Raw genomic sequence first — 26,518 nt, forward strand, 5'->3', positions numbered from 1 at the left:
AATGAATATTGATTATCCAACATTAATACGTTACGTCAGCCAGGTTGTTTGGCCGTTTGCACGTGTTGGCGGATTATTAATTGCTGTCCCTGTCTTTTCATCAGTACTAATACCGACTCGAGTGAAGATTATTTTTCTTTTTGTTTTAAGCTGGATTTGTTCCACTTTAGTGCCTCCGGAGCTTAGCTTTCTTAATTTTAATGCCGCTTACCCTTTATACATTGCCCAGGAAGTATTATTAGGTATGTTGATGGGCTTTGTGGTGCAGTTATCCTTTCAGGTATTTATTTTAGGCGGGCAAATTATTTCCATGCAAACCGGGATGGGATTTGCGGTAATGGTTGACCCAGCCAGTAAGGCTAGTGTTCCATTAGTTGGTCAGCTTTATTTAATGATGATGACCTTAATCTTTTTAGCTTTGAATGGACATTTACTCATTGTCGAAACATTAATGGATAGTTTTAAAACGATGCCTATAGGTAAGGCATCGGTGAGTTCTAATATGTTGTGGAGTGCAATTACTTTTTCAGGATGGATGTTCAAAAAAGCATTGCTAATTTCTATTCCTGCTTTATTGTCTTTACTCATAGTTAGTTTATCATTTGGAGTTATGGCGCGTGCCGCGCCTCAGTTGAATATTTTCTCTTTAGGTTTTCCTATTACTTTAGTAATGGGAATTGTAGTGATTAAAATTGGCTTGCCTAGTGTGGCAGCTCAGATGACAGATATTATTGATGATGGAATACGATTTGTAGTAGGGATGTTACGTTAATGTCAGAACAAGAGAACGACGAAAAAACCGAACAGCCCTCGCCCAAGCGACTTAAAGAAGCTCGTGAAAAAGGTCAGGTTGCTCGTTCGAAAGACTTTAATACTACCTTTGCGTTGTTATTTACAGCAGTAGGTTTTTTAGTTTTTGGCAAACAGTTATCAACGCAATTAGGCTTGATGATGCGTGAGGCCTTTGAGTTTGATACAGAAGTAATTATTACGCCCGTCGTTAGTCTGGAGCGTTTGTTTTTTACTGCTAAAATGGGGGTTTTGGCATTATTTCCTCTGTTGATTGTTATTTTCCTTGTTTCTTTAGTCGCGCCCCTTTTAATGGGGGGGTGGGTATTTAGCGCTCAAGTTGTAAAACCAAAGTTTTCCCGCTTAAACGTATTGCAAGGTTTGAAGCGTATGGTTTCGCTCAAGAACTTTGTCGAAATGATTAAATCATTTTTTAAGTTTGTCTTAGTTGCCATCGTTGCCGTTGTAGTACTTAACCTCCAAGTTCCTATGTTGCTTGCCTTAGCGCATACGCCTATTGAAATTGCAATTAGTACTGGTGCGCTGATTGTTATCAAATCGTTTCTTTGGGTTTCAGCAAGCCTGCTTTTAATTGCTGCAGTGGATGTGCCTTTTCAATTGTATCAGCACAATAAAGGCTTGAAGATGACTAAGCAGGAGTTACGGGAAGAGTATAAAGACACTGAGGGAAAGCCTGAGGTTAAAAATGCTATTCGCCGTGCCCAACAAGAAATTGCCAGACGGCGAATGATGGCGGAGCTACCTAAAGCGAATGTTGTATTAACCAACCCAACGCATTATGCCGTCGCGCTAATGTATAAAGAAAAAGGGAATAAAGCTCCTGTTGTAATTGCTAAAGGAAAAAATTTAGTAGCATTTCAAATCAGTGGTGTTGCTAAAGAGCATGACATTCCAATTATTTCTGTACCTCCTTTAGCTCGAGCACTTTATTTCTCGACCAAATTGAATGCGGAAATTCCCAGAGGACTTTATGTTGCAGTGGCACAAGTCTTAGCTTACGTGTTTCAACTACGTGATAAAACACGTTATGAGCATAAACCGGAAGTATTGCAAAATGTGCCTATTCCACCTGAATTAGCGCGTGAGGAGGATGTTTAATGAGTAGTACTAAGAGTGCTTGGCAACATGTGCAATTTTGGATGCGCCAAGGTTTAGGCACACCGTTGATGTTAGTGGTCATGCTTGGCATGATGATATTGCCCTTACCGCCATTTTTATTAGATGTATTTTTTACTTTTAATATCGCCTTATCTTTAGTGGTTTTATTGGCCGTAATTTATAGTGAGAGACCTTTAGATTTTGCCGTATTTCCTACCGTTATTTTGCTTGCCACCTTGCTTCGTTTAGCGCTAAACGTTGCTTCTACCCGTGTTGTTTTATTGAATGGGCATAATGGAACGGATGCTGCAGGGCATGTGATTCAGTCATTTGGTGAGGTGGTTATTGGCGGTAATTACACTGTTGGTTTAGTGGTATTTATGATTTTGCTGGTGATCAACTTTGTGGTGGTTACCAAAGGTGCGGGACGCGTTTCGGAAGTGAGCGCTCGTTTTACTTTGGACTCCTTACCTGGAAAGCAAATGGCGATTGATGCGGATTTGAATGCCGGACTAATCAATCAAGAACAAGCGATTAAGCGTCGTTTGGAAGTGGCTCAGGAAGCTGATTTTTATGGTTCAATGGATGGTGCGAGTAAATTCGTACGTGGAGATGCTGTTGCGGGGATATTGATTCTCGTAGTTAATATTATTGGTGGATTAATCATCGGCGTATTTCAACACAGTATGAGTATCTCTGATGCCTTACATAATTATATTTTGTTAACTATTGGTGATGGCTTGGTTGCACAAGTACCCTCATTAGTCTTATCTACTGCAGCTGCGATTATTGTTACGCGTGTTTCTAGTGCACAAAACATGGGGCATGCGGTTGTTTCACAAGTTGTGGCTAATCCGCGCTCCTTAATTATTGCTTCAGTGATTATGGGAGTGATTGGTATTATTCCCGGAATGCCTCACGTGGCATTTATCCTTTTGTCTGTAGGACTTGGAGGAATAGCTTATTTATTTGCACAGCAAGAAAAAGAAAAGCATAAAAAGAAGGTGGTCAAAGAAAGCGATACATCTACTGTTCAAAGCCCAAGTATGTCAACCGAATTATCATGGGATGATGTAAACCCTGTTGATGTGATTAGTCTCGAAGTAGGTTATCGATTAATACCGCTTGTTGATAATTCTCAAGGTGGTGTTTTATTGGCACGCATTAAAGGAATACGTAAAAAGATATCGCAAGAATTAGGTTTTTTAATTCCCTCAGTGCATGTTCGTGATAATTTGGATTTAAAACCCAATCAATATCGAATTAGCCTTGCTGGTGTGATTATGGGCGAGGCGATTATTCACCCTGACCGTTCTTTGGCAATTAATTCTGGACAAGTGTTTGGGGAGTTGGATGGGATCAAAGGGCGGGATCCTGCTTTTGGTATGGAAGCGGTATGGATTACTGAAGCACAAAAAGAACAGGCACATACTTTAGGATATACGGTGGTTGATGTCTCTACAGTTGTTGCCACTCATTTAAGTCAAATTCTTGAACGTAATAGCCAACAGTTACTTGGCTATGAAGAAACACAGCAATTATTGGATAAACTTGCAATTTCCTCACCGAAGTTGGTGAAAGAGTTAGTACCAGATGGATTAACTTTAGGAATGGTCAATAAGGTACTTCAAGGTTTACTCACAGAACATATACCTTTAACAGATATTCGCACGATTGTCGAAACGTTGGCAGAAATGGCGCCAAAGTCTAAGGATAGTGAATTTTTAATTAGCCAAGTACGCATTGCTTTATCTCGATTGATTACGCAGAAAATAAGCGGTATGAATGAAGAGCTACCCATTATTACGTTAAAACCTGAGCTGGAACAATTACTGCAGAACACAATTCAAAGTGGTAATTCCAATGGTGTAAGTTTTGAGCCTGGCATGGCTGATAAAATACAACATTCTTTAGCGCAGCTGGCTATGCAGCAGCAAGCAAAACAAGAAAGTTCAGTATTGGTTGTTCAACCGGGAATACGCTCTGTGTTAGCTCGATTTGTACGTAATATTTCTCATGATTTCCATGTTTTGTCATATCAGGAAATTCCTGATAATAAACAGATAAGAATCATTGGCACCGTGGGGTAAGTAATATAGAATTTTCGTTATAAGTCTGTAGGTTGGGGCATGGTTCAACATGGAGTTCTGATGTGGCTCGATGTTTTTGTTGGGCTATGAGCCTAACCTACAAAGAATAACTCTTAACTTAATGGTAATAAGGTTAGGTAAAGGGGCTGACTTTTTGCGATTTTTCAGGTAAATAGTTGTTTTATATAAAAAAACGGAAGTAGTACTTAATTTTTAATATTGACGATTGGGTACGCGTCATAGCAGGGGGAGCTTTATGAAATTAAAACGATTTGTCGCCGCAGATACACGAACAGCAATGCAGCAAATTAAGGCGACATTTGGTTCTGATGCAGTTATTTTATCCAGCAGTGATGTTGATGGTGGAGTTGAAATTGTCGCAGCGATTGATTTTGATGAAACGATTCTTTCAACAGAAGCTGCGGTTGCATGTGCAGAACCACCAAGTCAAGTCGATAAATTCCAAACCCAAACACCATTTGATGATTTGCGTATGGAAATTCAAACTCTGCGTGGCATGCTTGAAGCTCAATTAAGAGGCGGAAGTGTAGGGGGAAGCACAGAACCTCTACATACAGTCTTATTACAAAAGCTTTTGTATTTAGGTGTTAGCCCCACAACAGCGGCAGCCTGGACACGTTCAGTGCGCCCTGATTTAAATCAACAACGCGCATGGCAAGCTGTTTTAACTCACATTACTGAGCAACTACCCATTCGTGACACCCGCCGAATCGAAGAGGGCGGAATCTATGCATTTTTAGGGCCTACTGGTGTTGGTAAAACAACGACCTTAGCCAAGATTGGTGCTCGCTTTGCGCTACGTTTTGGTGCAGATAAATTAGGGATGGTAACTATGGATACCTACCGTATGGCAGCACAAGAACAATTAATGCTCTACGGAAAAATTTTGGGTGTGCAAGTATGCCTAGCTAATGATGAAGTGTCCTTATCTCGTGTATTGCGTCAATTAAGTGATAAAAAACTTATCCTTATCGATACTGCAGGAATGAATCCTTCGGATGAGCGGGTCATTCGCCAAATGCAAATTCTTAGCAATCACATGCAATCCATTTCTAAGGTATTGGTTCTGCCCGCAACAAGTCATTACCAAGTGCTTGTTGATGCAATTCATCGCTATGAAACCAATTGTGTGGATCAATGTATCTTAACGAAACTGGATGAGGCACAAGCAATTGGTGGTGCTTTAAGTGCTGCAATTGAAACAGGATTACGCATCAGTTATTTAACACATGGCCAACGCGTTCCAGAAGATATTAAATTAGCTACACGTCATCAGCTTGTTGAATTATTTGCTCAACAAGAACAGCAATTGTTTCCAGTAGAAGCGAACTACATGAGTAAAGAGCGACAACCTGCTGGGAGAGAATATTATGTTGAGAGTTAATGATATTATTGGCGATCAAGCTTCGGGCCTGAGAAATTTATCTCGAGTTAAGCCAATGAACATCATTGCGGTTACAGCAGGTAAGGGCGGTGTTGGCAAAAGCAATGTATCGGTGAATTTAGCTGTTGCATTGTCTCAGCTGAATAATAAAGTGATGCTCTTGGATGCTGATTTAGGCTTGGGAAACATCGACATTATGTTAGGTTTACATACCAAGTATGATTTGTCGCATGTGATTCAAGGATCCTGTCAATTAAATGATGTAATTTTACAAGGTCCTAATGGCTTAAAAATAATTCCTGCAGCCTCTGGTACAGAGTTTATGGCACAACTTGGTAGTCGACAACATGCTGGAATTATTGATGCATTTAATCAGCTCACTGAAGATTTGGACTACCTGATCATTGATACTGCCGCAGGGATTTCCGATACAGTTTTAAGTTTTACCCGCTCTGCTCAAGAGTTGCTCGTAGTGGTTTGTGATGAGCCAACCTCACTCACTGATGCCTATGCATTAATTAAAGTGATGAGTAAGCGCTATGGATGGCCAAATTTTCATATCGTAGCCAATATGGTTCGAAGTGAGAAAGATGGACGTGATTTATTTAATAAATTATTCCGAGTTTCCGAGCAATTTCTTGAGGTTAAGCTAGACTATTTAGGAGCGATACCGTTTGATGAACATGTTCATAAGGCGGTAAAAAATCAAAAACCTGTACTAATGGCTTATCCGGATTCTAATGCTGCGGCTTCTATAAGAGAAATTGCTGCAGGTGTAGCTAATTGGCCATTAAAGTCTTTATTAGGTGGCAATACAAGTTTCTTTTTAGAGCGTTTGGTAATGGATGAAGTATAAATTTGATGGGTAGTTTGCGATAAGGAGAGTGTCGTGGATGCTTTGGCTGCTTACAGCAAAGTAAATCAACAAATCCAGGAAACGCTGGTAAAGAATCATGCTTTGTTAGTGAAACGCATTGCCCATCATTTGCTGGGACGTTTACCGAGTAGTGTTCAGCTTGATGATTTAATTCAGGCTGGGATGCTTGGTTTGTTAGAAGCTACAAGACATTATGATTCATCCAAAGGCGCTTCATTTGAAACTTATGCTGGAATTCGCATTAGAGGCTACATGCTTGATGAGGTTAGAAGGAATGATTGGGTTCCGCGCTCAGTATACCGGAACTCAAGAATGATTTCTGAAGCAGTAAAGCATGTAGAACATCAACTTGGGCGCGAGGCAAAAGATTTTGAAATTGCTGCAGAGCTTGGTATTCCGCTTAATGAGTATCATGAAATGCTGCAAGATTCAGCCAGTAGCCACTTATATGGTTTTGAAGATTTAGGCGTTACGGACGATGCTTTGCAAGGAGAGGATGGACAAACCTCTACTGAACCTCATGCAAATGTGTTTCATAATGATTTAATGAGCCGTTTGTCAGAGGTGATAAAAGGGTTACCCCACAAAGAACAAATGGTGTTGTCTTTGTATTATGAACACGATTTGAATTTGAAAGAAATTGGGGAGGTTCTAGGAGTAAGTGAATCACGTGTTTCACAAATTCTTAGTCAAGCAACACATCGTGTTAAATCACGATTACCGGAATAGTAGGGATAGTAGAGCGTATGGATGCATTAACATTTATGGGTCTTGTGACCAGTTTTCTAGCCATCATCATTGGGCAAATGCTTGAAGGTGGTACTATTCAGTCTTTATTAAACTTTTCTGCCTTGCTTATAGTGGTTGGAGGTACGATTGGTGCGGTGCTCGTACAGTCGCCACTACATACCTTTAAGCGGGCAATAAAAATATTACCCTGGATCTTTAAACCGCCACATCTTGATTTCGAGGCGTGTAGAACGCGCATGTTTGAATTAGCGCGAAAGGCCCGCCAGCTCGGGATGCTCTCTCTTGAAGATCATTTGGAAGTAGAAAAAACACCACTGATTAATAAGGGATTAGAGTTATTAGTGATTGGAGTCGATAAGCAGACGATTAGACAAGTTTTAGAAGCTGAAATTGATCGCATCGAGCATAACAATTTACGTGCAGCCCACGTTTATGAAAGTATGGGAGGCTATAGCCCGACTTTAGGAATTTTAGGGGCAGTACTTGGATTGATTCAGGTAATGCGTCATTTATCTCAGCCAAATGAACTCGGGGCAGGTATTGCTGTGGCTTTCGTTGCTACTGTGTATGGTGTTGGATTAGCGAACCTGGTTTTTCTACCTATTGCAAATAAGTTAAGAGCCTGCATTGCACGTCAGGTTCATTATGATGAAATGATTGTTGAAGGGATGGTTTCTATTGCAGCCAGTGAAAGTCCCGGCATTTTATTGTTAAAACTTAATAATTTTGGGCAGCAAAAGAAAAATGAGATCAAGAAAATCAAAGACTGAAGAACACGTAGATCATCATCGTTGGGTTATCTCATACGCTGATTTTATTACCTTATTGTTTGCGTTTTTTGTGGTGATGTATGCCATTTCATCCGTGAATACCGCAAAGTACAAATCACTTTCTGAAGGGATGAAAACAGCGTTTAGTAAAATGGATAAGCCGCATGAAGAGCAGTCTAAAGAAGATCAAAAAAAGGGCCCCTATACGAAGAAAGTATACGGACAATACCAAGATGGTTTAGATGAAATAAATCAATCCTTGTCTCAGTTGGAAGATAAAAACTACAAGATTAATCGGCAAAAAGGTTGGATTGAATTAGATATCAAATCAGGTGCTTTATTTGGTTCCGGTGATGTAGATTTAAAGGCCGATGCATTAGTCAAATTAATGCAACTTGCTGAAAAGCTTAAAAAATCACATGCTATTGTTTCTATAGAAGGGTATACTGACAACATGCCAATAGAAACACCTCAGTACCCATCAAACTGGGAACTGTCAGCTGCTCGTGCAGCAGCGGTGGGTCGTATTTTAAACTCTTATGGTATTGATACGAGTCGCTTGATGGTGACAGGATATGGAGAGCAGTATCCTATATCTGATAATGCTTCAGATGTAGGAAGGGCATTAAATCGCAGGGTAAGCATCATTATTGCTGTAGACAGAAATAGTAAACGTCTTCTTAATCCAGCATTAAATAAACAGGTGCATCATGTTGTTGTAGGGAAATAAGGAAATAAAATGATAAATAGTATTATTATGAGTTTAAACGTAGGACTCTTCGTGTTGTTTGGAAATTTTTTATGGGCTCAACGTAAGAAAATGATGGTTCTTGAAGAACGTCAGGAAAGCCTTGCCAAGTCTGTAGAACAAATTGCTAAAGATCATCCTGTTTTGATTCATGCTGATTTATTATTCTCAAAGCAATTGAAAGAATTAAACTCACAGTTAGTCAGTATGGATAGCCAAATCCAAGGTTTAGAAAATAAACGTGATAACGATGGCGGTTACCAGCATGCAATGAAAATTCTGGAAATGGGTGGTAATCGAGAAGAGATTGTTGATAGTTGTCATCTTTCTCACGCAGAAGCAGAGTTTTTAATGAATTTACAGGCCTACCGCGCCGCAATGAAAACCGTTTAATTGTCAAATCAACATAGCCTGGTTGTTTGCAACCAGGTTGTCAATGTCATGCCATGCTGTTAATTAAGTCTTAATTACAAGCAGCCTACTTATACCCCATAAATGATTATCAATACCAAGCCAATCTAGCTTGTACTCAAAAAATATTATGTTACCATCCCGGATGTGTAGGGCTATTTACAGGTCAAAATGTAAGTAATCCATAGATTATTATAGAAATAAATTTAAGGATAAATGATATGCGTTTAGGAATCTCTGTTCTTGGTATAGCCGGGGCTTGCTTCTACTCTTCATTTGCTTTCGCAGGTGAATCAGGTATTCAATCCATAGCTCCCAGTTATCGGTCAGTAGTTTCCCTTCTTGGTGGATATGCCAGTATTAATGTCGGTAGTCGCGGTTCTTATTTGGGTGATGATGATAATATTTATACGTACCACAGCTCAAAGGATAGACATAATGACGGTTTTATCGGGGGATTTATAGGTTTAGAACATCCATTACCTTGGTATAATGTGTTGTTGCAGGCAGGGGTTGAATACAGCTATTTTTGGCCTGTAACTGTGCATGGATTAAATACTGTTGGTGTTGAACCGGAAACATCTACCTTATATGGCTACCAGTACCGCTTTCAAACGCAGCAAGTTCTTGCTTCAGCTAAATTCTTAATGACAACTCATGAGCGTTATCATCCATATGCTTCAGTAGGCTTAGGCGCTGCATTTAATGATATTGGGTGTTTTCGGGCGGCAACTGCAGAAACAGGCAACCTAAATGGTACTGCATACTTCAAAGATAATAATAAAACACAGTTTAGTTATAGCCTGGGCGCAGGTATTGATGTGGATGTAAATTCGAATGTTCGCGTGGGATTAGGTTATCGATTCAGCGGATTTGGTGATGCCTCGTTTAAAGGAGGACATATTGTGGCTGGTGATTATATGGCTCCAGTACCATTTACCTATGGCATTCGAAATCTTTATGCGAATCAATTAGTTGCACAAATCAGCTACATAATTTAATTTCATTGGAACAGGATTTTCATAAATGAATAAAAAATATAATTTGGGCTTGTCTCTTATTGCTATGTTTGTCTCGGCTCAGGCAATCGCCGCCGCTAATTTTACGATAGGTCCCAAACCAGGGACCACACTGCCAACCACGGTACCCGCCGGAAAAAGTGTCTCTGCATATTACACAATCACTAATAATACGAATTCAACACGCAGTGGATACACTTTAAAAGGACTTCCAGCAACAGTAATAGCGAATGTAAGTAATGGAAATTGCACGTTCCCCCTTACGCTAGGAGCTAAAGCAAGTTGTGTATTACAGCTAGACATCAGTGGAGCTGCTTCAGGTGTCTTTTACCTATGTAAAGCATCCAGTTGCACTTCCGCATCAGAACCTTTAAATGTCAGTGTGGTTTCTATAGCACCTTTTATTGCGGTAGGGGGATATGACAGTAGCACTAGGGCAAATTCTTTAATTGCAACGAGCATTGATAATGGTGCGAAATGGAGTTATACCCTTTCAGGGGTTACAGGACCCTCTATTCCTGCTGCTTTAGCGAATAGCGTACCTGCTTATAATTTCGATGGCGGACCAGCTCCGCTGTGGGCCGTTGATTGTGTGCAGAACAATTGTTCTGCTGTCGGTGGCTATGGCACCCAACCTTATCCACTTATTGCGAGCAGTACTGATAGCGGACAAACTTGGAGCTATACTATGACTGCACATAGTGCAGCACAGCAGCCTACGGATTTTACTAGTGGAAACTTTTTAGGTGTTTCCTGCAGTGGAGTATTTTGTGTTGCGGCAGGTACCTATTCTGATAGCAGCAAACAGTATCCAGCAATTGTTTTTAGAGCTAATCTTACTGCGAATTGGACTTACGCATCACTGCCAGCTCTGTCTAATTTTAATATCAGCATGGGGTATTCAAATGTGAAGTGTACTACAACAACTTGTGTTGCTGTAGGCACCTATACTACGAATTCTCTTACCACATACCCACTCATTTCAACTAGCCAAAACAAGGGAGTGACTTGGGCCAATACAGTTGATAGCAATTCAAGTGGGCTACCTACTGATTTTTATAATCAAGGGGTTCTTAATGCGGTTGATGCAAGCGGAGCTAATTTCATTGCTGTAGGTTCTTATGATGATTTTAGTTTAGTCACCTACCCGTGGGTGGGACTAAGTACCAATAATGGTTCTACTTGGACTTTCCCTATTGATAGCAATACTTTAGTCGATGATTACTCTGGCAATGGCGTGTTTTATAGTGCGAGTTGCAGTGGTAAGACATGTGTTGCGGCAGGCTCTTATAGAAACAACGAAAATAATACTTATCCTTTAGTAATGACAAGTTCAGATCAAGGTCAGACTTGGACCTATACGATGGATAGCTCTAAACCCCTGCTACCTGCTGATTTTCTCTCATCAGGAGGTTTTGGCCAAGTTTATTCCGCTGCCTGTAGTGGAGATATTTGTGTTGTCGGAGGAGTGTATCAAAATGAAAATGGAGCTTTTCCTTTATTGGCAAACAGTTCTAATGGTGGGAAAACATGGACTTATAGAATTACTAGCTCTTATCCTAAGATGACGAGTGATACGATGGTGGAGGGGAATTTTAAAGTAGTTCAGTGCAAAGGAACCACCTGTTTTGCGGCTGGGGGTTACTCCAATGGCACTAAAAATTATCCCTTATTAGCAGTGAGTCGTGATGGAGGTATTACTTGGAGCTATTCAATTAATAGTGTTTATCCTACATTGCCTTCTGATTATCAAGATAATGGATTGTTCACTAGTTTTGGTATCCCTGGGGTATCTAAATTTCTTCCTCATTCCTTAAAATTCCTGGTAAGTTAGTATTCAGTTGTCCTCACTTCAAAACTGTGCCGGCATCGGCACAGTTTTGTATATTTAACTCAGTTAATGCAGTTGACTCTAGATAGAAAAGCACTTTCGCGGTAGAATGCGAAGTTAATTTTTTAAATGAGACACTTATGTTGGAAGTAAACCAAATTAACCTTAATCTGGTAGATCTGGATAAGCGGGTGGAAGCGCTTAGGGGGTATCTTTGACTTTGACGCCAAACGCGAGCGTTTAGAGGAAGTTGTTCGTGAGCTAGAATCCTCTTCGATATGGGATAATCCTGAAGTTGCCCAGGCTTTGGGTCGAGAGCGAACTCAACTTGAAAAGATTGTTTTGACATTAACGGAATTAGGTCAATCCATCACGGACTCGATTGAGCTGTTTGAATTAGCTCGAGAAGAAAATGATGAACAATCGATTAATGAAATAGGATTCGAAGTACAAGCTATTGAACAGAAAGTGGCTGATTTAGAATTCAGACGGATGTTCTCTGGAAAGATGGATACCTGTAATGCCTATTTAGATATTCAATCAGGTTCAGGCGGTACCGAAGCCCAGGATTGGGCTGAAATGTTATTGCGGATGTATTTGCGTTGGGGTGAGCAACATGGGTTTACTACTGAACTCATTGAATGTTCACCTGGAGATGTTGCGGGAATTAAAAGTGCCACTATTTATTTTAGTGGCGAATATGCTTTTGGCTGGTTACGCACTGAGAGTGGGGTGCATCGCTTGGTTCGTAAGTCACCATTTGACTCTGGAAATCGACGACATACCTCTTTTGCTGCGGTATTCCTTTCTCCAGAAATTGATGATGACATTGAGATAGACATTAATCCGGCTGATTTACGGATTGATACTTATCGTGCTTCAGGCGCCGGTGGCCAGCACGTAAACCGAACGGATTCTGCAGTACGTATCACTCATGCTCCAAGTGGCATTGTGGTCCAATGTCAGAATGATCGCAGCCAGCATCGCAATAAAGATCAAGCAATGAAGCAATTACGTGCTAAATTGTATGAATTGGAAATGCAAAAGAAAAACGCTGAGCAACAAGCGTTGGAAGCCAGCAAATCAGATATAGGTTGGGGATCACAAATACGTTCTTACGTATTGGATCAATCCCGTATTAAAGATCTACGGACCGGTGTAGAAACAAGCAATACGCAAGCCGTGTTGGATGGTGCCTTAGATCAATTTATCGAAGCCAGTTTAAAGGCAGGAGTAGGTGCAGCATGACAGATGAGCAACAAGTAGAACATTTAGATGAAAGCGAAGTTTATCTTATCCGTAAGCAAAAGTTAGCAGACTTGCGCACAACAGGGTTTAATTTCCCTAATGAGTTTCGTCGTGAACATTTAGCTACTGATTTAGTTAAAGAATATGCTGAATCAGAAAAAGAAATGCTTGCGGAACAGCATGTTAAAGCTGCAGTTGCGGGACGAATTGTACTAAGACGTATTATGGGGAAAGCAAGCTTTTTCCACATTCAGGATGTTTCTGGTCGTATTCAAATTTATATTAGAGCCAATGATCTTCCTGAAATATATGAACAATTCAAGCATTGGGATTTAGGTGATATCGTTGGTGTTCGTGGGGAGTTGTTTAAAACGAATACTGGTGAATTGACCGTAAATGCAGAACATGTTGAATTGTTGACTAAATCCTTAAGACCATTACCAGATAAGTTTCATGGTTTGGCGGATCAAGAAGTTAAATACCGTAAACGTTATGTTGACTTAATTGCAAATGAAGATAGCCGTGCTACCTTCTTGGCTCGCTCACGCCTTATTCAAGCATTTAGACAGTTTATGGATAAAAATCAGTTTCTCGAAGTAGAAACTCCTATGATGCATCCTATTCCTGGCGGAGCCGTTGCGCGTCCATTTATTACGCATCACAATAGTCTTGATATGACTATGTATTTGCGTATTGCTCCAGAGCTGTACTTAAAACGCTTGGTTGTTGGTGGTTTTGAACGCGTTTACGAAATCAACCGTAACTTCCGTAATGAAGGGCTTTCTACGCGCCATAACCCTGAGTTTACAATGGTTGAGTTTTATCAGGCATACGCTGATTATAATGATTTGATGGACTTTACTGAGCAATTATTACAGTATTTATGTGATGTAGTAGTTGGCTCGCGTCAAATTGACTACCAAGGCCACGTGATTGATTTTAATAAGTCATTTGCACGTATGACAGTAAAAGAAGCGATTTTGCATTACCATCCAGAAATCAGTGCGCAACAATTAGAAAGTGTCGAATTCTGCCGTAAGCAACTTGAAGAAAAAGGTTTTGCGTATAAAGAAACTGATGGTTTAGGTAAACTACAAATGATTCTGTTTGAAGAGACTGTAGAACATCAACTGTTTCAACCTACCTTTATTACTGCATATCCTACGGAAATTTCACCTTTAGCACGCCGTAATGATCAGGATCCTGAAGTTACCGATCGTTTTGAGTTCTTCATTGCTGGCCGAGAAATTGCGAATGGATTCTCTGAGTTAAATGATGCAGAAGATCAAGCGGAGCGTTTCCGTAAGCAAGTAGAGGAAAAGGATGCTGGGGATATGGAAGCGATGCATTATGATAGTGATTACATTGAAGCCCTTGAATATGGATTACCGCCAACAGCAGGAGAGGGGATAGGAATTGATCGATTGGTCATGCTATTTACCAATTCGCAATCTATTCGCGATGTAATTTTATTCCCACATTTACGTCAATAGTAAATCATTTTGTTGTAGCCTGGTTGCTTGCAGCCAGGATCCACTGAGGTATGTCATCCTGAACGAAAACACCGATCGTCAATGTGTCACGTTCAGGAGACCAAGGCTTAATCTTAATTTGTTCTAATAACAGGTGAGCAATGTTAGCTAACGAGTTCCACAAAGCAATTACATACATTAGAGAAACTCAAGAAGTCGCGTTATTTTCAACCATGGCTGATACTCGATGGTACTCTGCTTTTGGAGGTTCTCCCTTATTCTTTATCATGTTGCCTTTTATTGGGATTTTATTAACTCTTAACGCATTGATGAATGCTTATAAACTGATTCAGGCTAGTAATAAAAACCTGGATAAATGGTTTAATCTGATTATTTCGGCAACCTGTGCTTTTTTTGCGAGTATCTCCCTTTACGGGGCGGTACTATCAGCCTTTATGGGCCTTAGTTTTACTGCTGGGCCATGGTTCTTTTTAAGCAGCTTGAGCCTTGCTTTTACTCATCAAACAATAATGATGGGGATTAATTTTTATCGAGCTTACGAATCATGGGCTGACCGTAGCCCGCGTATGCACCATGTTCAGGCAGCACTCAATAATTTATTTATTCTTGGATTACTTTCTGCCGCTGTGGGCTCCGTTCTTTTTATTATGCTGTTTCCTTCTGTAGCACCTACTTTAGGTATAGCATGCGCAATGTCTGCAGCAGCATTAACTCTATTTGATATGATATGGCGCACACTTCCTCATAATGGAAAAGTGTGGATTAAAGGCGCACTTCATTTAGGAAAATCAGAGTTACCTCAGAATAATATGCAGCCTCAAATGGTGCACGGTTCTAGACCGGGAGATGAGGAAGCTCAGGAAATCAATCCTAATCATCATAGATTATTTACTTGTGTTGCATACAGTAAAGAAGTGAAATGTATGGATGTTGAGCAGGCCAGTAACTACCTCACACGAATCATTGAACGAAAAATCAATGCTTATGGTGCTAGTGAAGTCATTCCCCATGATATGAAGACAAACGACAAAATTGCTGTATTAAGTAAATTACTTACCGTTATTTCTAATAAAGAAGATACTCCGTTATTGAAAGACTCTTTGCTTGCAAAATCTCCCTTAGCCTTCCAAAGCTTCTGGGTTGAAAAGGGAGAGGTAGAGCAGCTCTGCGACGCTGTGATCGAATTTCAGAAAAAGCTGAAAGACACACCCAACACTGATCTCAGCTTGAGTGATGTGCCCCGCAATTTGGGTTTCTGAGCATATTCATTTTCCCACTATTTCGTGAAACGTAGTAACGAAACAATCCAGGGGCGTGTGGATTGGACCCTGGATTTCCCCTCATTTCGTTTGTAATAATAGGCTTAAAGTAAAGAAATAAAGCCTAATCGTGCTTCAATTTTTGATATGGATTAAACTTTTCAAGAACATCGGTCCATGCTTGTTCTTCTGATTCATTTTTGTAAATCTCTTTAGCAGTTTTATTGGTTTTGTAAGATTTAAAGTGCTCTGGTTTAATAGGCTTTTCGTTAATCTTACTGACACGGTCTACGGCATATGGTTGAGGATTGAGATAGCTTTTCATAGGTGTATCCTCCTTCATAACTGTTAGCAATAAATTAATATCTATTAATTATAGACGAAAATTAAAAAACCTCTCGGAGAATAGCTTTCAACTAAGCTACTTAGGCAAGGATTCGGGATAAAAAGTTACGATAAATTGAATGAGTTTTTCGCGAAGTTCATTCCGCAATCGTGACATATCATCGGCATTTTTAGCGCTCGCTAAAACTTGTAATTGCATCACGTGTGTTTGTAAATCGCTTACGATGATATTCGATACTTGCCCATCCCATAAAGGAGAAGTACTTAATATTGTATTCAGTTCTTCGCGCAGTTTAGGTACGGGTAAGGTAAAATGCACATATAAAAAAAACGTGCCAATTAAATTACTGTTTTTAGTTCGGCTCCAGTTCTCAAAAATATGATCTAAAAAATAATTGGTGGGAACAACCAAGCGGCGCCAGTCCCACAACCTTACGACAACACTTCTAAAATTAATTTCTTCGATAGTTCCCAACTCATCGTTAATAACAACACTATCGCCAAGTTTAATTGGCTGAGTAATAGCGATTTCTAATCCAGATAAGATGCTGCCTAAGGGTTTTTGTGCCGTAAATGTAAAGATTAAGCCTACGACACCTGCGGTGGTTAAAACACTGGCACCTAATGCTCTAACATTATCAAACAGCATCAAAATCGAGCCAATACTAAAAATGACAATAAGGCTGTATATAATTCGTTTTATAATCAATGTTTGGGTATAAATTTTCCGTGACGCGAGTGTGCCACGTTTTTGAGTAAAATAGCGGCGAACTAATATTTGTTCGGCAATATCAACGATTTTAAATAAAATCCAACTAATAGCACTAATGATTAAAATACTCGTAACTTTCGTGAAAATAAACGACAGTGCCGGAGGTATATTTATATATTGAACAATAACATTGAATAAGATTAAAAAAGAAAGGATTTTTAAAATCACAACAAATAAGGGCAAAACGATTTTAATCAGTGAGTGATCATTAAAAATGTTTGATTTAATTAATAATAAAAACGCTTTATTAATCACCCGAACAGCCAGCCAATACGCACTTAGAAATATAAAAAGATAAAAAATTATCTGCTCTATGGTCCTTATGGCTGAAGATGCGGGAAATAATTCTTTTAGAGCGCTACTGCCTTGTACAAATAAATGCACAGCCAGCAAGGCTGCCATGAGTAAAACAGGCCCTAACCAGACTTTAAAAAAAGCTTTTGATTGCTCGGCTTTTACTATTCTTTGTTCTTTCATAAGATTACAAGTAATAAATTATAAAACCTAGAAGACAATAGCATTTTTTTAAAACAAAAAATGAATTGAATCTAGGTTTTTAGTTTGCATTATTCTGCATAACAATAAATATCACTACCACCAGCTACTCCTGCATGGAATATTATTGCATTAACTCCTACAATGTCTCTTTTTTCTTTAAAACACCTATGGCCGCTATAAGAATAATAAAAATCACCTTCGGGAACTGGACCTTCATAACGATAGACCTGGGTGCCGGGATCAATAACTATCGGGACGCTTTTCCAATTACTTGTCTCGGTAACAATAGTATCTGCAAAAGCTAGTGAGCATATTTGAGTTAACAATAATCCTATAAGAAGCTTTCTCATTTCATCCTCTCCTTAGATAAGTTTCACTCTGATACAATTATAGTTCAAATATCACTCAAATGGTGCGCTGCGGAATTCTAGGGCTTCGTGCATAATAAATTGACCCTGAGCACCCAGGGAGTATAATGTACCACTCTTTATAGTTTTTTTTTCTTTGGTAGTTTTAATATATGCTAACCCATGCTATGGCAGCAGCTTGTCCTGTAGTGCTCCAGAGCTTTTTAAAAACGCCTGATGTGATTGATAAGTTGGCGTTTCTTAATATGCCCTCAGAGGTTATTGTTAACTTAATTGATGAGTTACGCAATGAATCTCTTTATTGGGCTGTGAAAATTTTGCTTTCTCGGAATCAAGATGATGATCTTCGTTGGCAAATCCAAAGTTTAAAAAAACTAATTAAAGCTAAACGATATGGCAATGAACACCTGTTTTTTTGCAAAACGCATAATATCAATCATCTTGATGAATTAATTAGAGAATATATTAAAGACAAAACCGGCGATGCCCATCTTTATGGTTTAGTTTTTTTGCTTATAGGCTCAAACCTTTATTTACCTGATGAGTTAGCACGCCATTTATTAGTAATACATCATGCGAATCACTGGATTCCGCTTACGACTGAAGAGCAGCGGGTCGCTTGTTTTAATGAGTTATTAAATAATGCGGATACTCATAAAAAATATATTAATTTGATACAGTTTTTAAGCATTAATAAAGAACAAGTTAAGGCTGAAGTAAAAAATATCATCGATGATATCTGGGAAAAGTATCCGCATTTTTCTTCGGACAAAGGGCAAGGTTTTGATGCGGAAGATAGTCTTACTATATTACAAATATTACCAGTATTGATTCTTTGCCTTAATGATAAGAGACATCAAGAATTAATTGATGTCATTCTTCCAAAACTAAATGATGATGCTCCTTCTATTCGTGAGGCAATACTAAAAATTATTTCTGTATGTATTCCTTATTTTAATGATAAGAATCGTGAGCTGATGTTTGCTGCCATACGCTCTAAATTAAATGATAGAGAACCAAAGGTTCGTTTTGTGGCACAGAAAATCGTCAGTGAGCATTTATCCCAGCATGAGAGTAACTTGCAAACAAACGATGCTGTTTGGGAGTTATCGAACGGAATAAATAGTATTTATGAACATGCCTTTCCTGCAGTTGCTACGGCTTATTTTGACGATGCTCGACACGAAAAAGTAAGTGAATTGATTGTATTAAAGTTGAATGATAAAAATTGGCTTATTGGTGAAGAGGCTTTAAAAATTATATCTACGTGCATACCTTATTTAGATAATGCCTGTTGTGATGTGGTAATTCGTGCACTTTTTGTTAAATTAAGCATTGAAGATTGGAAGCAAAGCCTTGCTGTTTTAAAAATTATTTCTGCGTGCATACATTATTTCAATAGGGAACAATGTATTGAGGTATTTAATGCAGCTCTTCCTCACCTGGAGAGCAGCAACGGACGAATACGCAAAGCTGTTTTAGAAATTATGGGGATATGTATTCCTCATTTGAGTGATGTTAAACGTGAAGAAGCGTTTAACGTTATTTTTGCTAATTTAACTGATATTAATTGGATCGTTCGTGATGCCATATTGCAAGCGATGCTTCAGTTGATGCCCTATCTTAGTAATGAACAACATCGACAAGTACTTGAAATCATTTTACCTTATTTGGAGGAGAATGACTGGAGCCATCGTTACATGATATTGCAAGCAATGCTGTCGCTTATCTCGTACTTAAACGATGAGAATCACCAAGTGGCATTTGATGCAATTATTCCTAGGGTAAATGATAATCACTCTATTGTCCGAGGCATGGCATTGCAAGTGATTACCCCTTTGATACCAGGGTTAAATGAACAAAATCGCCAGAGAGTTTTTGATCTGATTTTGCCTATGGCTAATGATAAAAACTCTTTTGTGAACAATATAGCTCGCAAGACGATTATTAAATTCATGCCTTATCTGGAAGAACCTACACAGCAGTTGATTCTTAAGCAAATGCTCTTAAAAATATATGACAAAGATCCCCGTATTTGCGAGGTTGCATTACATGATTGTATTGGCTGTATCCCATATTTTAATGAGACACTACGTAGCGAAATATTGAACGCTTCTCTTGGATTGCTTGCTCAAGCTCCTTTAGAAATTAAGCGTGCTTTATTACAAGTACTTACGGCATGTATGCCTTATATCTCTGATGCGGAACGTCAGGAGCTAATTCCTACTGTTTTCTTAAAATTGAATGATGAGTGCTGGGATCTTAGTGAGGAGACTATTAGGATGGTGCTTACTTGCAGTTTATATCTCGATGATGAACGTAAAGCATTGCTCTCAAACCAATTGGCTGTTTATTTTAATCAATACTCTTTAAGCAAGTGGTGGGATGAGCTTGCTATCATGCAATGGGATAGTGAAGTTGTGGAAGAAGAGGCTTAGCCTAGCCTCCAAGAACTGTTGTTTTGATTAGCTTTGGGTTTTTCTTGCCAATGCTCGAATTACCGTGGCTTGACCACGATATCCATAAATATTCTGCGCTTATTCACCGCGGCCAAGCCGCGGCAAGCCGGTTTTCTAATAAGCCATTTAGGCTACATTCCCGAATAATTAGGACCACCGCTTCCTTCAGGAGCATGCCATACTATATTTTGGCGTGGATCTTTGATATCACAGGTCTTACAATGAATGCAGTTTTGAGCATTAATTTGTAGACGTGGTCCGTCTTCGTTTTCAACAATTTCATAAACTCCTGCAGGGCAGTATCTGCTTTCAGGAGATGCATATTTTTTTAGATTCACATCGATTGCTAGTTGAGGTTTTTTTAACTCAAGGTGGCAGGGTTGATCTTCCTCATGAAATGTACCTGATAAAAACACGGAGGATAATCGATCAAAAGTAAGCACATTATCTGGTTTAGGATAATCGATTTTTTTAGCTTTCTTAGCTAATTTTAAGCTCTTGTAATCGGCATGATTTGTCAATGTCCAAGGTGACTTCCCATTCGTAATGTAGGTTTCAAACGCGGCATTAATTAATCCCGGAATTAGCCCACATTTAAAGCCTGGTCTTATATTACGAACAGAATATAATTCTTGTTCCAACCATGAGCTCTTTACTTTTTCAGGATAACTGGTTAATTCAATTGGTGTTTCTTCTGTTTGTTTTAATGCGTCGAAACAGGCTTCAGCGGCGAGCATTCCTGATTTCATCGCCATATGAATACCTTTAATTTTGGGAACATTAAGGAAACCCGCTGCATCACCAATTAATGCTCCACCAGGAAACGTCAATTTAGGCAGGGACTGCCATCCGCCTTCATTTATAGCACGTGCTCCATAACTAATACGCTCCCCACCAGCTAATAGCGAACTAATCATTGGATGAGTTTTAAAACGCTGGAATTCAGAAAAGGGGCTAAGCCAAGGATTTTTATAATCCAATCCGACAACAAAACCAAGGGCCACACGTTGTTTGGACAAGTGATAAATAAAGGAGCCACCATAGGTAGAATAGTCCATAGGCCAACCTATGGTATGAACCACTTTACCTGGCTCATGTTTCTCGGCACTGACTTGCCAAATTTCTTTGATTCCTAAACCATAAGTTTGTGGGTTTGATTTATCTCTTAAATGATAACGAGCCATCAATTTTTGGCTTAATTGGCCGCGGCAGCCTTCAGCCAATAAGGTTTGTTTGGCAAGCAAATGCATACCCGGTTGGTAATGTTCTGTTTTTTCATTATTTTTATTAATACCAACACTACCTGTTTCTACACCAATAACTTGATTTTGGTCATTATAAAGTGCTTTGACTGCAGCAAAGCCAGGATAAATTTCACAACCCAAGGCTTCTGCCTGTTCTGCAAGAAATGTACAGAGCTCGCCTAGGCTAATAATATAATTTCCCTCATTGTGCATTTGTTTTGGAGTAAGGAGCTTATAGGAGCTGTTTTTGGTGAGAAAATAAAATAGATCCTCACTCACAGGGGTATCTAGTGGTGCATCTTGCCAAGTATCAGGTAGAAGCTCTTGTAGGCTTTTGGGTTCCAGCACAGCTCCTGAAAGTATGTGAGAACCAACTTGAGATCCTTTTTCCAGAATACAAACGGAAAGCTCTTGTTGCGCGGCTAAGGCTAATTGTTTTAGTTTTATCGCGGCAGACAAGCCTGATGGCCCCGCACCGACGATAAGTACATCAAATTCCATAGTTTCGTATTCCACGCGCGCTCCTACGTACAAAAAAGTAAAATAATCGCCTTTATAGGCTTTAATATCAAGAGCATAACGAGAGATATTTTTTTATTTTTTTTGTTTCATTTTGAAAAGTTGGTCTTTAACATAAATAAGAGAGCGTGCATGACTAAATCCTAGCCAACTGAATAAATTAACAATGGCTGCACGGTGCGTGTTAAGAGCAATATAAAGTTCTGATTTAGGATTGTTAATCAGTTCTTCAATGCGGTCTGTAAATTTTAATCCCTCAACAGCATAGATAATATGATCCAATTTGGTACCGCTATTCATCCAAAAAGGGTTCCAACGTCGGTCTTGGCCTGTTCTTAGTCGGTGCATTACGTCGATGATTGCGTGGCCAGCAGGTCCATGCCGGGTAAGTATATTAACTGCAAAATAAAGACGGGGTACGGGCTCACTAGAACGTGCATAGCCTTGGGCAATGGTTTTAAGTGATGCATTATAGTGCTTACGATAATATTCTACTCGGTTATGGTTACCTGCGAGCGCATATCCCATAGCAATAAAATCAGGATTAACCAGGTGTCTTAAGCGATATTCTTCTACTTTGCCATGATTCCCAGTACGTGCATAGCCTATAGCAATCAGACCTGGGTCGGCACGATATAACAGGCGGTACTCTTCAGCCCGCACATGATTATTAGCTAGTGCATAGCCCATGGCAATTGAACTTACATCTGCCTCATGGTGTAAACGGTATTCTTCAACCTTAGCGTCATTACTTGCTTGAGCATAGCCTACTGCGATGGCATTGGGGCTCGCCTCATGCGTGATGCGGTACTCTTCCACTTTGCTGTGATTACCTGCGAGCGCATATCCCATCACAATAGTATTTACATCGGCTTTGTGCTGAACCCTATAGTCATTAACTTTTTTGTGTTCCCCTGCAAGAGCATAACCCATAGCAATCGCTTTAACATCCGCTTTATGTTGGGTTTGATATTCTTCGACTTTGCTATGATTACAGGCTTGTGCATAGGCCATTGCTATGGCATTTATATTGGCTCGATACTGCAGACGATATTCTTCTACCTTTTCATCATTATGGGCATGGACATAACCCATAGCAATAGTACTGGGATTGGCTTGGCATTTAACTCGATAAAGATCGACACTATCGTGATCACCGGCAAGGGCATAGCCCATGGCAATGGAGCTGGGATCTGCTCGATGGGTTATGCGGTATTCTTCAACCATTCGATGAGTGCCCGCGAAGGCATATCCCATTGCAATCGGATCGACCAGTGCCCCTATGTTACGTAACATTTCTGCGGCTTTATAGTGCCCACCTGCGGCTAATTTACCTGCAGGGGTAAAATAGGGGGGCGAATGATCCAGTACATCAATATGTGTATCTGGGAGGCTCTTATTTAGCTCATAAACATCTTGGGCTTCCAGTGCCGCATTATAAATTTTGTCAAACATAAGATCTCTTATGTAAGGGATAACTTCTTTAATATATTATGGCAAAGAAAATTAGCTCTGTTGGTAATAATCTATTTTAAGTGAATCAACATAAACGTCAATTGAGAGATTAGGTTATTTTTCAAAAAGTTGATAACCCATATTAGACGAAGTCGTAATATGGGTATCATGCGATAAATTGATTAGATCATGAACGAGTTTTCTGGTTCTACATAGAGGTTAGATAAAGGAGGTATTACCGTGGATGACATGCGCGTAGCTAAAGATACGGTATTGTAAGGAATACTAAGTACGGCTAATAATAGCCCCGCAGCAGTACCAAGGAGCATCGTGCCTGTATAAGCCAATGCCTTACCTGTGTTTTCCAAGGCGGTATCTACAGCCTCTTCACTCATAAAAAGAATGCTCGCCATGGTGATTAATAAATCGCCCACCAGGGCAACAGCTCCGATAAGTGTATTATAGGCGGCAATGACGGAGCCAATTGAAAAAGCAAGGGGACAACGTAATATAGTGAATAGGTCGTGAAAAAAATCAGGCCTGTCTTCAAAGGGTTTAAAAAAATTCATCCTTTGTTTGTATACTTCAAATCCACGTTCTGAAATATCAGAAAGATAGCTGCGCTCCTTACACTCGTCGCTTAGATCAAAAATATAATCTAAATCTTCCCAGTCTTCTACATTAATAAACATAAAAAGTCCCCACTGATTGAAGTCGCTCTATGGTATTTAATTTGGTCTTTGTAGTCAAATAATTATCAAAAAAGAGACTGATTGCTTGCAACTAGAACTTCCTTAAAATAAGCTACACTGACAATAGTGCATCTAAAGGAGAATAGAATGAGGGTATTACTCAGCTGCTTGCTTTTGGGGATATCAATTATGGCTTATGCAGACGATGAGACAATGACGGTGAATGTGAAAACTCCTGAATTTGTTATTAACTTACCTGCAAATCCTACTACAGGATTTCAGTGGTCCGTTGTTAAATATGACCATGGTCTTTTAACTTTAAGTTCTAGTGCTTATGAGAAACCTAAAACGAATCTGATTGGCGCTGGTGGTCAAATGCATTATGTTTTTCAGTTAAATAAAGGGAAGGCTGTTCCTGAAAATACAGTGTTGAAATTTAAATACGGCCGCAGTTGGGAACCTAAAACAGCGACGCTAAAAACAATTAAAGTTAATTTTGTTAAATAGACTGTTATTAGTGGTGCAACCAGGTTATAGATAGTGAATTAATTGTAGCAACTGTCTCTTGTTCGGCATTAACTAATAATGTGTATAAGATACAGTTGCAAGCAACCAGGCTATACCTAAATCAAAAATTATATTTTCTTAAAAGGTAAATACCTAGGCATCCAAAACATATCCGAAATTAATTTTTCCAAATCTTCCGCTTGATTCTTTTGAGCATGACCTGAAGCTATTGCGGATTTAGCTACGGCAATAGCAATTTCTTTAGCCACTGTTTGTGCATCATCTAAAGAGGGCAGTAATGGTAAGAAACTATCTTTCTTGCTTGGAGCAAACCGGCACAAGGCTTCTGCAGAAGCAAGAATCATATCTTCAGTCAATTTTGATGCGTCAACCGCTAATACTCCCAGACCAATACCTGGAAATACTAAGGCATTATTGCATTGGGCAATTTGCACCATACGATTTTGATACTCAATTGCAGGAAATGCGGTTCCTGTTGCTATTAACGCTTTTCCTTGGCTCCAAGCTAAAATATCTTCAGGTTTTGCCTCACATTTTTCATCCGGATTTGATAATGGGAAAATAATAGGGCGTTCACAGGTCTGGGTCATTATTTCAATAATGTCTTGTGAAAAAGCACCTGCTTGAGCAGAACAACCAATAAGAATTGTGGGTTTAACATGCCTTACTGTATCCGTGAGAGAAGGGTTCTGTTTCTTAGTATGCCATTGGGCTATCTCATTGGGATCGCGGGCATAAGGTTTTTGTGCTCCAGTAAGCTCGGCATCGTTATTAAGCAATAGACCTTGCCTATCAATTAGCCAAAAACGGTTATATACTTCTTCTTCACTTAAACCTTCACGAATCATCGCGTCGACAATTTGATCACTGATGCCTGTTCCTGCAGAGCCCGCACCAAAAACAACAATACGCTGATCTTGAAGTTTGGTTCCTGTGACATTACATGCAGACATGAGGGCTGCTAAAGTAACGGCTCCAGTACCCTGGATGTCATCATTAAAGGTACATAGCTCATCTTGGAATTGATCCAGAATACGGCGGGCATTACCGCGACCAAAATCTTCCCAATGTAAAAAGGCATTAGGGAAGTGTTTATGAATGGCTTCGACAAAGCTCGCAATAAACTCATCATAAGCAGCACCACTAATTCGTGGATGGCGGCAACCCAGATATAATGGGTCATTCAATAAGTCCTGGTTATTGGTGCCTACATCAAGGAAAACTGGGAGAGTGCGTACAGGATTAATACCACCACATAAGCAATAAACCATTAGCTTGGCTACAGGGATATCCATGCCACCAATACCCTGATCACCAATGCCTAAAACTCCTTCACCATCAGTGACCACAATCACATCAATTTCTGGATTAGAGCGATTACCGATGATTTCATCAATTAAGTTTTTATCTGAATGAGCAATATACAAGCCTCTGGGTTGTCTGTATTCATGACTGAAACGCTTTACTGCAGTGCCAACAATAGGGGTATAAATGGTTGGCAACATTTCACCTAAGTGGCGATGCAATAATTTATAAAATAAGATCTGATTTTTATCGTGTAAGTTATTTAGATAAATATTCTGCTGTAGTCTTGTAGTGTAGCTAGAATATTGTAAATACGCACGCTTGACTTGTTCATCGAGCGTTTCTACCCGATGTGGAAGTTTACCTAATAAACCAAACGCTCTTCGCTCTTCATGGGTAAATGCGGTGCCTTTATTTAATTGGGGCGTTGTCAGTAACGGTTTTCCGCACAAAGAGGTTTCTAAATATTGTTCTCCAGTATGTTCATCACGTTGTAATTTAAAATCTAACATGGGGAAATTCTC

23 protein-coding genes are annotated in these 26,518 nt (G+C 39.5%); 16 read left to right on the plus strand and 7 right to left on the minus strand.

The window, feature by feature from the left end; translation table 11 throughout:
- Position 1 precedes the first annotated feature (1 nt).
- From fliR to J2N86_RS06970, 14 genes are all read left to right on the plus strand, one after another.
- Complete coding sequence (fliR, locus tag J2N86_RS06905; protein WP_252582182.1) at positions 2 to 772, plus strand: flagellar biosynthetic protein FliR; 771 nt, start codon at positions 2 to 4, stop codon at positions 770 to 772.
- On the plus strand, positions 772 to 1,908 hold the full coding sequence (gene flhB, locus J2N86_RS06910; RefSeq protein WP_252582185.1) for a flagellar biosynthesis protein FlhB: 1,137 nt from the start codon (positions 772 to 774) through the stop codon (positions 1,906 to 1,908). Before fliR ends, flhB begins: the two co-directional genes overlap by 1 nt.
- The gene (gene flhA, locus J2N86_RS06915; protein ID WP_289781849.1) at positions 1,908 to 3,998 is read left to right on the plus strand and encodes a flagellar biosynthesis protein FlhA; all 2,091 of its coding nucleotides are present in this window, start codon (positions 1,908 to 1,910) and stop codon (positions 3,996 to 3,998) included. The genes flhB and flhA overlap by 1 nt, the downstream gene beginning before the upstream one ends.
- A gap of 256 nt (positions 3,999 to 4,254) precedes the next feature.
- A complete protein-coding gene (gene flhF / locus J2N86_RS06920; protein WP_058534837.1) occupies positions 4,255 to 5,403 on the plus strand; it encodes a flagellar biosynthesis protein FlhF in 1,149 nt (382 codons plus the stop codon).
- The gene (locus J2N86_RS06925) at positions 5,390 to 6,259 is read left to right on the plus strand and encodes a MinD/ParA family protein (RefSeq protein WP_252582188.1); all 870 of its coding nucleotides are present in this window, start codon (positions 5,390 to 5,392) and stop codon (positions 6,257 to 6,259) included. The genes flhF and J2N86_RS06925 overlap by 14 nt, the downstream gene beginning before the upstream one ends.
- Before the next feature lie 33 nt (positions 6,260 to 6,292).
- Positions 6,293 to 7,009 (plus strand): RNA polymerase sigma factor FliA, encoded by a 717-nt coding sequence (locus tag J2N86_RS06930; RefSeq protein ID WP_252582191.1) that lies wholly within the window; start codon positions 6,293 to 6,295, stop codon positions 7,007 to 7,009.
- Between the two features lie 17 nt (positions 7,010 to 7,026).
- Positions 7,027 to 7,800: a flagellar motor protein gene (locus tag J2N86_RS06935; protein ID WP_252582194.1), complete on the plus strand. Its 774-nt coding sequence runs from the start codon at positions 7,027 to 7,029 to the stop codon at positions 7,798 to 7,800.
- Positions 7,775 to 8,530, plus strand: a complete 756-nt coding sequence (locus J2N86_RS06940) for a flagellar motor protein MotB (RefSeq protein WP_252582197.1) — start codon at positions 7,775 to 7,777, stop codon at positions 8,528 to 8,530. The genes J2N86_RS06935 and J2N86_RS06940 overlap by 26 nt, the downstream gene beginning before the upstream one ends.
- Before the next feature lie 12 nt (positions 8,531 to 8,542).
- Positions 8,543 to 8,941 carry a DUF2802 domain-containing protein gene (locus J2N86_RS06945; RefSeq protein ID WP_322790920.1) on the plus strand — a complete coding sequence of 133 codons (399 nt, stop codon included), beginning with the start codon at positions 8,543 to 8,545 and terminating at the stop codon, positions 8,939 to 8,941.
- A 239-nt stretch (positions 8,942 to 9,180) separates the two neighbouring features.
- Complete coding sequence (locus J2N86_RS06950) at positions 9,181 to 9,960, plus strand: outer membrane protein (protein ID WP_252582203.1); 780 nt, start codon at positions 9,181 to 9,183, stop codon at positions 9,958 to 9,960.
- 25 nt (positions 9,961 to 9,985) lie between these two features.
- Positions 9,986 to 11,812, plus strand: a complete 1,827-nt coding sequence (locus J2N86_RS06955; RefSeq protein WP_252582206.1) for a sialidase family protein — start codon at positions 9,986 to 9,988, stop codon at positions 11,810 to 11,812.
- Positions 11,813 to 11,949: 137 nt separating this feature from the next.
- Positions 11,950 to 13,057 (plus strand): peptide chain release factor 2 gene (gene prfB, locus J2N86_RS06960; RefSeq protein ID WP_252582208.1). Its coding sequence is split into 2 segments (ribosomal slippage): positions 11,950 to 12,024 and positions 12,026 to 13,057, totalling 1,107 coding nucleotides; the frame shifts between segments, so codons are not numbered across the junction.
- Positions 13,054 to 14,550: a lysine--tRNA ligase gene (lysS, locus tag J2N86_RS06965; RefSeq protein WP_252582211.1), complete on the plus strand. Its 1,497-nt coding sequence runs from the start codon at positions 13,054 to 13,056 to the stop codon at positions 14,548 to 14,550. Before prfB ends, lysS begins: the two co-directional genes overlap by 4 nt.
- A gap of 140 nt (positions 14,551 to 14,690) precedes the next feature.
- Complete coding sequence (locus J2N86_RS06970) at positions 14,691 to 15,809, plus strand: hypothetical protein (protein WP_252582214.1); 1,119 nt, start codon at positions 14,691 to 14,693, stop codon at positions 15,807 to 15,809.
- A 124-nt stretch (positions 15,810 to 15,933) separates the two neighbouring features.
- On the opposite strand, the gene J2N86_RS06975 is transcribed toward J2N86_RS06970, so the two are convergent.
- The 3 genes from J2N86_RS06975 to J2N86_RS06985 form a co-directional block, all read right to left on the minus strand.
- Positions 15,934 to 16,134, minus strand: a complete 201-nt coding sequence (locus tag J2N86_RS06975; RefSeq protein ID WP_252582217.1) for a hypothetical protein — start codon at positions 16,132 to 16,134, stop codon at positions 15,934 to 15,936.
- 96 nt (positions 16,135 to 16,230) lie between these two features.
- Positions 16,231 to 17,403 carry a mechanosensitive ion channel family protein gene (locus J2N86_RS06980; protein ID WP_252582220.1) on the minus strand — a complete coding sequence of 391 codons (1,173 nt, stop codon included), beginning with the start codon at positions 17,401 to 17,403 and terminating at the stop codon, positions 16,231 to 16,233.
- 89 nt (positions 17,404 to 17,492) lie between these two features.
- Complete coding sequence (locus J2N86_RS06985) at positions 17,493 to 17,774, minus strand: hypothetical protein (RefSeq protein WP_252582223.1); 282 nt, start codon at positions 17,772 to 17,774, stop codon at positions 17,493 to 17,495.
- 170 nt (positions 17,775 to 17,944) lie between these two features.
- On the opposite strand from J2N86_RS06985, the gene J2N86_RS06990 reads away from it, so the two are divergent.
- Positions 17,945 to 20,230 (plus strand): HEAT repeat domain-containing protein, encoded by a 2,286-nt coding sequence (locus J2N86_RS06990; RefSeq protein ID WP_252582225.1) that lies wholly within the window; start codon positions 17,945 to 17,947, stop codon positions 20,228 to 20,230.
- Positions 20,231 to 20,382: 152 nt separating this feature from the next.
- Here the strand turns inward: J2N86_RS06990 and J2N86_RS06995 are convergent, their stop codons facing one another.
- From J2N86_RS06995 to J2N86_RS07005, 3 genes are all read right to left on the minus strand, one after another.
- Complete coding sequence (locus J2N86_RS06995; RefSeq protein ID WP_407658977.1) at positions 20,383 to 22,011, minus strand: electron transfer flavoprotein-ubiquinone oxidoreductase; 1,629 nt, start codon at positions 22,009 to 22,011, stop codon at positions 20,383 to 20,385.
- A 78-nt stretch (positions 22,012 to 22,089) separates the two neighbouring features.
- Positions 22,090 to 23,469 carry a hypothetical protein gene (locus tag J2N86_RS07000; protein ID WP_252582228.1) on the minus strand — a complete coding sequence of 460 codons (1,380 nt, stop codon included), beginning with the start codon at positions 23,467 to 23,469 and terminating at the stop codon, positions 22,090 to 22,092.
- Positions 23,470 to 23,651: 182 nt separating this feature from the next.
- Positions 23,652 to 24,161, minus strand: a complete 510-nt coding sequence (locus J2N86_RS07005; protein WP_252582231.1) for a hypothetical protein — start codon at positions 24,159 to 24,161, stop codon at positions 23,652 to 23,654.
- Positions 24,162 to 24,308: 147 nt separating this feature from the next.
- Between J2N86_RS07005 and J2N86_RS07010 the strand changes: the two genes are divergently transcribed.
- Positions 24,309 to 24,668 carry a protease inhibitor I42 family protein gene (locus J2N86_RS07010; RefSeq protein ID WP_252582234.1) on the plus strand — a complete coding sequence of 120 codons (360 nt, stop codon included), beginning with the start codon at positions 24,309 to 24,311 and terminating at the stop codon, positions 24,666 to 24,668.
- A gap of 128 nt (positions 24,669 to 24,796) precedes the next feature.
- On the opposite strand, the gene J2N86_RS07015 is transcribed toward J2N86_RS07010, so the two are convergent.
- On the minus strand, positions 24,797 to 26,506 hold the full coding sequence (locus J2N86_RS07015) for an NAD-dependent malic enzyme (protein WP_252582237.1): 1,710 nt from the start codon (positions 26,504 to 26,506) through the stop codon (positions 24,797 to 24,799).
- Between the last annotated feature and the right edge of the window lie 12 nt (positions 26,507 to 26,518).

The organism is Legionella lytica, assembly GCF_023921225.1.
GTDB classification, from domain to species: domain Bacteria; phylum Pseudomonadota; class Gammaproteobacteria; order Legionellales; family Legionellaceae; genus Legionella; species Legionella lytica.